The following is a 10,879-nucleotide window of genomic DNA, read 5'->3' as shown; positions in this document are numbered from 1 at the left end:
AACGGCTCCAATTGTGATTTTACTAGGAAAAATCGTTAGCCCCTTTGTCTGGCTCTTATCGGCATCAACCAATCTGGTCAGTCGTCTGACCCCTATGCAATTTGATGATGCAGACGAAGAGATGTCACGAGATGAGATTGCCTATATGCTGGCTAAGAGTGAAACAAGTCTGGATGCTGACGAGATTGAAATGTTGCAAGGAGTCTTTTCACTAGATGAGCTGATGGCGCGTGAGCTAATGGTTCCTCGTACGGATGCCTTTATGGTGGATATCCAAGATGATACCAGAGAAATCATCGAAAGTATCTTAAAGCAGAATTTTTCTCGTATTCCTGTCTATGATGATGACAAGGACAATGTCATTGGTCTGATCCATACCAAACGTTTGCTTAATGAAGGTTTTGTGAATGGATTTGATAACATCGCTCTTCGCAAGATCCTTCAGGAACCACTATTTGTACCGGAAACGATCTTTGTGGATGATCTTTTGAAGGAGCTCCGGAATACACAAAATCAGATGGCCATTTTGCTTGATGAGTATGGAGGAATGGCTGGTCTGGTAACCTTGGAGGACCTTCTTGAGGAAATCGTCGGTGAAATTGATGATGAGACCGATAAGGCTGAAAATGACGTATTTGAAATTGAACCCAACCTCTATATTGTGCAGGGGATTGTGACCCTAAATGACTTCAATGAGTATTTTGATGTGAAGTTGGAAAGTGATGATGTGGATACCATTGCAGGCTACTACCTGACTGGTGTCGGACGGATTCCAGGTCACAAGGAACGCTTGAGTTTTGAAGTAGACAGTATGAAGAAGCATCTGATCCTTACAAATGATAAGGTAAAAAATGGTCGTGTCACCAAGGTGAAGGTTGAGGTCAGTGACCTAGTCGATGAAGATGAGCAAGCGACAAAAGGTCAAGAATAAGAACATCAAATCAGGGAGTTTCCCTGATTTTTTTATGCTCATTTTAGACGGATTTGCATCTCTCATGAAATTCCTTTATAATAAAATAACTAAAGGTTAGAAGGAGATCACAATGAAACAAGAAGAATGGTTAGCAGAGTTTGAGAGGGTTCATGGTCGACCGGCCAATCAGGAAGAAATCCAACAGGCTTTTGGTACGTTTGGAAGTCCAGAAACACAAACGACACCGAATACGCCCGTAAACCCAATCCAATCTCCATTTGAAGGTGCAGCACCTGTTTCCAATCAAGGACAATTTGGAGGCCCCTTACCGTTTCCAGAACAAGCTAAATTTGGAGGAGCAGCGCCAGCCCCAGAACAAACACAGTTCGGAGATGCAGCGCCAACTCCAGAGCAAACGCCATTTGGAGGAGCAGCGCCAACTTCAGAGCAAACACAGTTTGGAGGTGTGACGCCATCACCAGAACAAGCACAGTTCGGAGGTCCATCTCCGGCCCAAGCCCCATTTGGAGGTGCAAGCCCAGCTCCAAATCAATTCCAAGGTGGAGCAAGTCAGTATCAACATCAAGAACAAGCTTTTGGGCAAGGTGGAACTCAGCCACAAGCTCCTGTTCAGGAGGCGGCTCAAACAGGAGCGCCCTTCGCATCTTATAACAACACTCAGATGCAGGGAGGCTACCCAAACAATGGGCAACTGAATTACCAGGCTAGTTCCCCATATATGGGACAAGCTCCAATGCCAGGTAAGAAGTCTAAAAAAGGGCTGATTATTGGTTTATGTAGTCTTGTTGCTGTTGCAGTTTTATCTGTGCTTGCATTTTTCTTTTTTACTAAAAATCCAAATAGTATTCAAGGAAAATGGTCGGCTACTCCTGAAATGAAAAAGACAATGAAGTCTGCTTTTGCAGGCACTTTCTCTACTACATCAGATATTTCTAGTGAATTTGTAAAAGATATGGATATGATCGTAGAGGTAAAGGGGAAAAAAGTAACCATCAGTGTGATTGGTAAGATTGATTTCAAGGGAGCTGCAAAGGAACTCTATGATGATGGGGACAATGATTTTTACTCTGTTGAGGATGCCTTAGACTATATCCAAGAAAACAGTGAGAATTCCTATTTAGAGGATATGGGACTTGAAATCGATGTGAAAAAAGGCACTCTTAAAATGGTAGCCTTTGAAGGTGAGGTGGATGAAAAAGATCACCGATTCATTCAGGATGAAGATGCGAGTCATTTCCTTAAATACGATCTCAAGTATAAAATTGAAAATGGAACGCTGAAAGTTTCCGTGGATGGAAATGATTATGGAATTGAATACTCCTTTAAAAAATAAGATATTCGCTTATTTAGGCTCATTGTCAACTGTAGTGGGTTGATGAAAAGTTATAACCTGGAGAGGACCAACTTGGTTCTCTCCTTTTTGATGTTCTTGTTTTCTACAACAAAATAGGCTCCATAATTCCTATGGTAGTTTTATCCACTACAGAAATTATAGAGCCATAAAATCAGGGTTTTTCCTGATTTTTATACTCATTTTAGTAGGGTTTGCTTCTCCTATGAATTTCCTTTATAATAAAATAAGTAAAGGTTAGAAGGTGATAGTCATGAAACCAGAAGAATGGTTAGCAGAGTTCGAGAGAGTCCATGGTCGACCGGCCAATCAGGAGGAATTCCAACAGCTTTTTGGTCAATTTGGAAGTCCAAAAACACAAGCGACACCGAATACGCCCGTAAATTCAATTCAATCTCCATTTGGAGGTGCAAGCCCAACTTCAAATCAATACCAAGGTGGAACAAGTCCGTTTCAACATCAAGGACAAGCTTTTGGGCAAGGTGGAACTCAGCCACAAGCTCCTGTTCAGGAGTCGGCTCAAGCAGGAGTGCCTTTCACATCCTATAACAATGCTCAGATGCAGGGAGGTTATCCAAACAATGGGCAACTGAATTACCAGACTAATTCCTCATATATGGGACAAGCCCCAATACCCGGTAAGAAGTCTAAGAAAGGGCTGATTATTGGATTATGTAGTCTTGTCGCCGTTGCAGTTTTATCTGTGCTTGCATTTTTCTTATTTGCTAAAAATCCTAATAGTATTCAAGGGAAATGGTCAGCTACTCCTGAACTGAAGAAAGAAATGACATCTGGTTTTAAAGAAAGTTTCACCTCGACTTTAGATATCTCTAGTGAATTTATTAAAGATGTCGAAATGATTGTGGAAGTAGAGGGTAACAAAGTAAAAATTTCTACATCAGGAAAAGTTGATTTTAAAGGAGCAGCAAAAAAACTCCTTGAAGGCGATAAAAGTTATTTGTATTCTATGGAGAATGCATTGGAGTACATTGAGGAACGAAGCAAATGGGGTTACTTGAAGGAAATAGGAGTTGAAATTGATGTTAAAAAAGGGACCATTGATATGGTGCTATTCGAAGGCGAGTTATCTGAAAAAACTCATGAATTTCTTGTAAATAGTGGTGGAAACTTTGTAATGCAATATAATCTCAAATATAAATTGGTAAACGGAACGTTAACGGTTTATCAGAATGAAGAGGATGATTTTAAATACACCTTCAAAAAATAAGATATTCGCTTATTTAGTGCCCTGATCGGGCACTTTTTTTGTTGATTCAAGTAGAAAAAATAAGATAATTAAAAAAATTCTGAATTTAGGGTTGACAGCTTGAAAAATTTTCGGTAAGATAGTCAACATAAAAAAACGAAAGCAGAATCTTATGAAAAACACGAACTCCACATTGTTGAATCAAAACTTTTACTTTAGCTACTTTAGATAATGTTTGTAGACATGAACTCATGGATGCAAACGAAACGAGCAATTTGTTTGTATCTATGTGGCTAAGATTTTTGATTGTGGTCCATATAGATGATATCTAAATGGACGGCAATGCTGGCATACTTTTAAGTTTGTGAGGAATGATACCAACCGTTTAGAATCATCTAAACGGTTTTTTGTATTCTGTTTGAATGTTTTAGAGAAGGAGACATGTTTCATGAAAATTGTAAAGAAGTTAATTGCACCGGTCCTGGTAGTTGGTCTACTAATGACCTCCCTCTTAACCCTCCACCATTTGAAGACCTCTAAGCATCAAAAGATCAAGATTGGGATTTCCCAGTATATTACCCATAAGTCTCTAGATGCGACTCGAAAAGGCTTTGTCGAAGAGTTAGCCAAACAAGGTTATGTGGATGGAGAAGAGATTGAAATTGATTATCAAAATGCCCAAGGGGAGCAGAGAAATTTGAAAAATATTTCAAATCAATTGTCACAGGAAAGTGATCTTGTATTTGCCATTGCGACTCCGTCAGCACAAAGTATCGCCAATACAAGCAAAACGACCCCGGTAGTCTTTTCCGCAGTGACGGACCCTCTGGCTGCCAAGTTGGTCAAGAACTTGGATCAGCCTGGTGGCAATGTGACAGGAACGAGCGACCAATCTTCAGATGCCATTGCTACGCAAGTCGATCTGATTCAAAAGGTTTTACCAACAGCTAAGACGATTGGGATCCTCTATACGCAAAGTGAGCCCAACTCCGTCGTTCAAAAAGAGGAAGCCAAGAAGGTCCTTGAGGCCAAAGGCTACCGTGTCGTAGAGAAGACCATTTTAGACAGTAATAATGTGAAAGCGGCAGCTGACAGTTTGATGTCAGAAGTCGATATGGTCTTTGTCCCAACAGACAACATCATTTCTTCCACAATGGAAACCATCAAACAAGTGTCTTTGAAACATCAGGTTCCAGTTATTGGAGGTTCGATTGAAATGGCCCAAGTAGGAGGGCTCTATACCTATGGGACAGACTACACCGAGTTGGGTCGTCAATCTGCTCGGATGGCGATTCGTATCCTGAAAGGGGAAAAGGCAGGCGAACTGGCAGTGGAAGCGCCTAAAAATCTAGAATTGTATGTCAACAAAGAGATGGCTAAGAAATTAGGGATTGATCTCTCTGGTATAAACGTAAAGAAATAGGAGATGGATGATGGATTTAGTATTATCAAGTTTATCTGAAGGTTTATTGTGGTCGATTATGGCCATTGGTATTTTCTTAACATTCCGCATTTTAGATATAGCGGATATGACAGCAGAAGGGGCTTTCCCACTTGGTGCTGCAGTCGTTGCGTCACAAATCCAAGCAGGGCAAAACCCTTGGCTAGCGACCCTCTTCTCGATTTTAGCAGGGATGCTAGCAGGTTTGGTCTCTGGTCTTCTTCATACCAAGATGAAGATCCCAGCGCTCTTAACAGGGATTGTGACTCTGACGGGACTCTATTCAATCAATATTAAGATCATGGGGGGCGTCCCTAATTTATCCATTGGAGATTCTAGTACCATTTTCAAGTCTGTGATGGGCTTGGGTTTGTCCAATGAGGAGGCAGTCTTTGCTGTTAGTATTGCTTGTTTGTTATTGGTCTGTCTGATTTTGACCCTCTTGATGAAAACCCAGATTGGTTTGGTTCTTCGTTCGACTGGTGACAATATCCCGATGAGTGAGGCCAATGGGGTGAATGTGGACACCATGAAGATTTTCGGTTACATGATTTCCAATGGTTTGGTGGCATTGTGTGGGGCTCTCTTCGCTCAGACAGATGGCTTCTCAGACGTGACTTCTGGTACAGGGACCATCGTCGTAGGTCTCAGTGCTGTTATTTTAGCAGAAGTCTTGATCCATGATTTGACCATTGGAGGACGCTTGCTTTCGATTGGAGTGGGGGCAATTGTCTACCGCCTCATTATCCTCAATATCTACGAAATTCCAAACCTAGACCAAAACTTGGTCCGTTTGTTTAACGCTATTCTCTTGGCCTTGGTCTTGTTCGCCCCAGAAGCCCAGAAACGTCTCAAGATTCGTGGATTGAAATTAACCAGCAACTAGAAGGAGAAGATAAATGGCAACATTGTTAAAAATTGAAGATATCCATAAGACATTCGAAGCAGGTACGGTCAATGAAAACCATGTTCTCAAAGGCTTGGATCTGACAGTAGAAGAAGGAGATTTCATTTCTGTCATCGGAGGAAATGGAGCCGGTAAATCGACCTTGATGAATATTCTGGCAGGTGGCCTGCAAGTGGACCAAGGGGATATCCTTTTAGAAGGAAAATCCATTAAGCAGACTAGTGTTCGGAAGCGTGCCAAGGATATTGCGCGTGTTTTCCAGGATCCTAAGATGGGGACGGCTTCCCGCTTGACCATTGAAGAAAATATGGCCATTGCTAAAAAACGTGGAGCAAGACGGGGACTCAGTTGGGGGGTTAAAGAAAAAGACCGCGAAGAATTTAAAACGGCTTTGAAGGAACTCAATATTGGTTTAGAAAATCGCCTCAAAGTGGATACGCAATACTTATCAGGGGGACAACGGCAAGCTTTGACCTTGGTCATGGCTGCCTTGGTCAAACCAAAACTCTTGCTACTGGATGAACATACCGCAGCGCTCGATCCCAAGACCAGTGAAATGGTTATGGAATTGACGCAAAAGATCGTGGAAAGCCATGATTTGACAACCTTGATGATTACGCATGATATGAACCATGCCATCGCATATGGTAATCGCTTGATCATGCTCTACCAAGGCAAAATCGTGGTTGATGTTAAAGGAGAAGAAAAGAAGAACCTGACGGTTGAAGACTTGATGCGCCTTTTCCATCAGAACAGTGGTGAAACCTTAGTGAGTGACGAATTGGTTTTAGGATAAACGAAAAAGAGGCTGGGACAAAAGTCCTAGCCTCTCAATTGTCTTTGGATTGTCGAGCAAGACGCAGTGGTTGAGTGGGCTCTACTACGCTGATTTCATCAGCTTTTACAGCCCTACTCAACTGTGCGGAGGTGGGACGACGAAATCGAATTCTAACGAATTACCGATTTCTGTCCCACTCTCTTTTTTATTGATGCTGTCAGCCACATCAAGCTAAACCTGTTCCTTTTTCCCTAGGAAGCTAGCTGAGAGAACAAGGCTGAGTCCTGCTAAGAAAAGTATGTATGAACTCTTGTGTTCCGTATTCGTTTTTGGAAGCTGTCTTTGCGAAGCTTGGTCTTGTTTAGAGTTGGGAGCACTCATTAAAGCATCATTGCCCTTTCTTGGACTCGTGTTCTCTGAAACTGGCTTGTTTGGCTCCCTTCTTTCTGATGTAGTCGGCTCCACTGGTACACTGGAGTCTGACTGGTAGACAATGGCATAGGTTCCTAACTCTTGTGCCATGAATTCAATCATGCCCTCTCGTAGTGTAAATGCTACTGCTTGGAGTTCTCGATTAGGAGTCAAGACATAGACTTGCTTCACTTCTTTTGATAGTGGAAGTCGTACCAGTACACTTCCTTTTACTGAAACTGGATTCCCTTCTTTATCCTTGAGTTGAAGGTTGAAAGCATCGTAGGTTTTGCCAAAGAGTCCTTGGTCAAGGACCTTTTGAATCTCTAAATGACTGTCACTACCAATCTCATTTTCTCCACTAATGACCTCTACCTGGCTTGTTTGGTCTTTCAGTACTCGAAGGACATATTCAGGTAGAGAGTGGATAGCCGCCTCCTGTCCAGCAGTGCCGATTGGCTCTGTGTACTCAGGAAGGGTCACCACAGGTGGTTCTTGGTCTCCCAAACTTGTCACAATAGCAGGTAAGAGAGAGACGACCGGACTAGTGATGGTCTTTCCTCGGATGGCATAGGCTGAGATAATCTGAGTTTGTTTTTGATGAGCAGTTTCTGGGATCGGCAATTCAACTTGCTGGTCCTTAATCTCTAACACTCGATTTTCATCTGATAGGATGACGTGCTGCTCGTCCGTTTTTTTGAGGAAAATAGGATCTTTTTCCCCAGGGAAATGAAGGGCAATAGCATCCCACTCCCCAGACGGAAGTGTGAGTGTAATCGTCTGATCGCCTGCTTTTATTGGGGCCAGGCTTGGAGTATCCAGGGATACTGTTGACGGCTTCAAGATGTCAAATGAATCCAGGGAAATCATCTTTCTGTCATCAGGAGAGTTAGGATCCACTGTCAAGGTGAGGATATGATTTCCATTGCTTAAGTTTGTATACTCGCCTATTAACACATTCTTTTCATAGTCAGCACTTGAGTAGAAGTCCAAACTTGGCATTTCTTTTCCATCTATGGTGACTAAGGCTTTTCCATAGTCAGAAGATTTTAAGCCGTAAATGCGAATACCTGTACCAGTGAATGGAATGGTTGCTTTGGCTTCTGAATACTGAGAAGGATCCACGTTTTGGAGAGTCGCGTATTTTTCTGTCGTTTGATATAAGCCTGATTCGCTCCAGTCCTTGAACAAGGAGCCATAGTGGATACGAGAATCTCTATCATCCATCTTTTCAACAGTCGCCCCTTGACCCGGATAGATTTTAAAGTAATCCAAGGAAATTTTTGAGCGTTCATTCCCTCGGTTCAAATGCTCCTTCTTCACGGTTAGAGTCAGAAGGTGCTCTCCATCAGGAAGTCCTGTAAACCGACCGATTAGAGCACTTTTTTCCGTCTCTCCCGATGTGTGGAAATCCAGGTCTCCTACTTTCTTGCCATCGATTTGTACTTCTGCTAGGCCTAATTCAGATGATTTGAGACCATAGATTTCAATTCCTCGTCCATTAAAAGAAATTCTAGCAGTGGCATCGTTGTCAGAATAACTATCGACAGTTAGGTCAGCATATTTTTCAGTTCCTGTAAATAGGTCAGCGTCTTCCCAGTTATGGAAGGCAGGGCCGTATTGAACACGAGGATCTCTATCGTCCATCAATTCGACAACTGGCTGGATTGACGCAGATTCGGATACTTGCCTTGAGTGCTCCCCAATCATGGCTCTAACAGAATAGCTATAGCTATGGAGAGAATCGATGGAGCGGTCGATGAAATGAGTGACATTGGTTAGGAATTCCTTGATAGAAGGAGCATCACTGCTTTCGTCATTACTTTCTCGACGGATGACATAGTGGGTCACATCTGTAACTGGATTGAAATCGAGTTCAGCAGTTACAGCATCCTTTCTCACAGCAGATAGGCGAGTGACCCGCTCTGGTAACTTTTCAAAGGTGATCTGATCCCCTTTTTGAGTGGCAATCTGAATCCGATTGTCTTTGAGAAGAGTTGGTTTGATTTCTTTCCCGTTAATCTTGACAATACTCGATTCGATGTCTGGATAATCGACCACTAAATCTCCACCTGCATGGGAAAGGAAAGCTAATGTCTCAAGATTTTTTTCTTTCCATTTCATGCTGACTTCAAAGTTGCCACGGGCCACGAGACCTGAGACTTGACCGTCTTTCCAAGCATCTGGAAGGGCTGGTAATGGGGCAATATAGCCTGTGTGAGACTGAAGGAGCATTTCTGCCATCCCACTGGTTGCACCAAAGTTCCCATCGATTTGGAAAGGCGCATGGGTATCCCAGAGGTTTTCTAGAGTTGAAGATTTTAGCTGTTCTGCCAATAAACGATGAGCGCGGTTTCCGTCTAAGAGACGAGCCCAGAGGTTAATTTTATTAGCCTTGGACCAACCTGTACCGCCATCTCCACGATGGTTCAAAGTTGCGCGTGCGGCCTCCAGATATTCAGGCTGGTCCTTATCAAATAGAGTACCTGGGAAGAGTCCAACTAGATGGGAAACGTGGCGGTGATGGTTTTCAATGCCTTCATTGGTGAATTGAGGGCTGTCTTCCTCGTACCATTCCTTGATACGGCCGTCTTGGTTGATGTGGAGTGGTTTGAGCTTGTCAAATTTAGCCTTCACTTCTGTCACCAAATCTTGGTCGACATTGAGGTGATTGGCTGCCTCCATATAGTCGTGGAAGAGTTGCCAAACTAGAGATTGGTCGAAAGTATTTCCGATCGTGATAGTACCATGCTCTGGCGAGTAAGACGGAGAAGAAACCCAACGGTCACTAGCCTTGTCGTAGTGCAAGAAGGAATTCCAGAACTTGGTTGTTTCCTTGAGCATTGGGTAAATCTTTTCTTTGAGATAAGCCTCATCCTTGGTGAATTTATAGTAGTCATAGACATTCTGCATCATCCAAGCATTGGCAGCAGGAGACCAACCCCAATAATAATTCCAACCAGGAGTAGTCCATCCAAATGGTGTCGCCTGAGTATGAACCAGCCATCCATTTTCCTGACCTTCTTTGGATTCGATACCGGCATATTCTTTAGCAGCAATACGGCCATAGTAACGCATGTCATCGATATAATTGATCATTGGCTTAGCCGTTTCTGCAAGATTACTCATGTAGGCAGGCCAATAGTTCATTTGTAGGTTGACATTGAGGTGGTAATCAGCGTTCCAAGGTGGATTATCTACAGCATTCCAGACTCCCTGCAAGTTGGCAGGAAGGGCATCTGTCCGGTTACGAGAAGAACTGATCAGTAGGTAACGTCCGTATTGGAAGAAGAGTTCTTCTAGTTCTTGCCCTTTTGTAGGATCATAGGTTTGGAGAGCTTCTTTTGTCGTTTGGCTAGACTTATTACCACCAAGATTTAGTTGGACACGGTTGAAAAGACTTTGGTAGTCTTTGATGTGGTCATGTTTTAGAGTTTCATAATCTTTGGCTTTAGCAGCCTCGACAATCGATTTGACAGTTGTCTCTACATCAATATCCTTGCGGTAATTGGTTTTTGGATTTTGAGCATAATTAGTCTTGGCACTGAGTAAAAGGGTCGCATAGCTGGCTCCAGCGACAGTCAAATAGCCATCTTGGGCAGTGACTTGTCCATCTGTCTTGATTCCAAGATAAGAGGCAAATTGAAGGCCATTGTCTTTGACAGTCCCCTTGAGCAAGATACCATTTGAATCGGTCGTGACTGCCCCTTGTTTATACTTCGAATATTCCCAAGAGTAGTCACCATTCGCAAGTAAATCCTCTGTCAAGCTATTCCAAAGGGTAAAATCGAGGGTCTTATTCCCTTTTTTACTCAAATGGGTCACAGTAACATTATCAGGATAGCTAGAG

General features: G+C 42.8%; 7 protein-coding genes. 6 read left to right on the top strand and 1 reads right to left on the bottom strand.

Annotation, left to right across the window (positions count from 1 at the left end):
- The 6 genes from ACLOR3_RS00250 to ACLOR3_RS00225 all read left to right on the top strand — a co-directional run.
- Window positions 1-931: hemolysin family protein (locus ACLOR3_RS00250; RefSeq protein WP_412036875.1), on the top strand; the 931-nt coding region annotated here is incomplete at its 5' end.
- A gap of 112 nt (window positions 932-1,043) precedes the next feature.
- Complete coding sequence (locus ACLOR3_RS00245) at window positions 1,044-2,267, top strand: hypothetical protein (protein ID WP_195550048.1); 1,224 nt, start codon at window positions 1,044-1,046, stop codon at window positions 2,265-2,267.
- Window positions 2,268-2,538: 271 nt separating this feature from the next.
- Window positions 2,539-3,513 (top strand): hypothetical protein, encoded by a 975-nt coding sequence (locus tag ACLOR3_RS00240; protein ID WP_411399965.1) that lies wholly within the window; start codon window positions 2,539-2,541, stop codon window positions 3,511-3,513.
- A 427-nt stretch (window positions 3,514-3,940) separates the two neighbouring features.
- Window positions 3,941-4,915, top strand: a complete 975-nt coding sequence (locus ACLOR3_RS00235) for an ABC transporter substrate-binding protein (RefSeq protein ID WP_306474442.1) — start codon at window positions 3,941-3,943, stop codon at window positions 4,913-4,915.
- A gap of 10 nt (window positions 4,916-4,925) precedes the next feature.
- Window positions 4,926-5,819 carry an ABC transporter permease gene (locus ACLOR3_RS00230; protein WP_048689748.1) on the top strand — a complete coding sequence of 298 codons (894 nt, stop codon included), beginning with the start codon at window positions 4,926-4,928 and terminating at the stop codon, window positions 5,817-5,819.
- Between the two features lie 13 nt (window positions 5,820-5,832).
- Window positions 5,833-6,636, top strand: coding sequence for an ABC transporter ATP-binding protein (locus tag ACLOR3_RS00225; RefSeq protein ID WP_048715373.1), 804 nt, complete (start codon window positions 5,833-5,835; stop codon window positions 6,634-6,636).
- Window positions 6,637-6,849: 213 nt separating this feature from the next.
- Here the strand turns inward: ACLOR3_RS00225 and ACLOR3_RS00220 are convergent.
- Window positions 6,850-10,879 (bottom strand): glycosyl hydrolase family 95 catalytic domain-containing protein (locus ACLOR3_RS00220; protein WP_412036874.1); only part of this gene is annotated, 4,030 nt, incomplete at its 5' end.

This window comes from Streptococcus intestinihominis (genome assembly GCF_046824975.1).
Taxonomy (GTDB): Bacteria; Bacillota; Bacilli; order Lactobacillales; family Streptococcaceae; genus Streptococcus.
The sequence above is the reverse complement of the archived record's forward strand: the minus strand, read 5'-3'. Positions and strand labels throughout refer to the sequence as shown.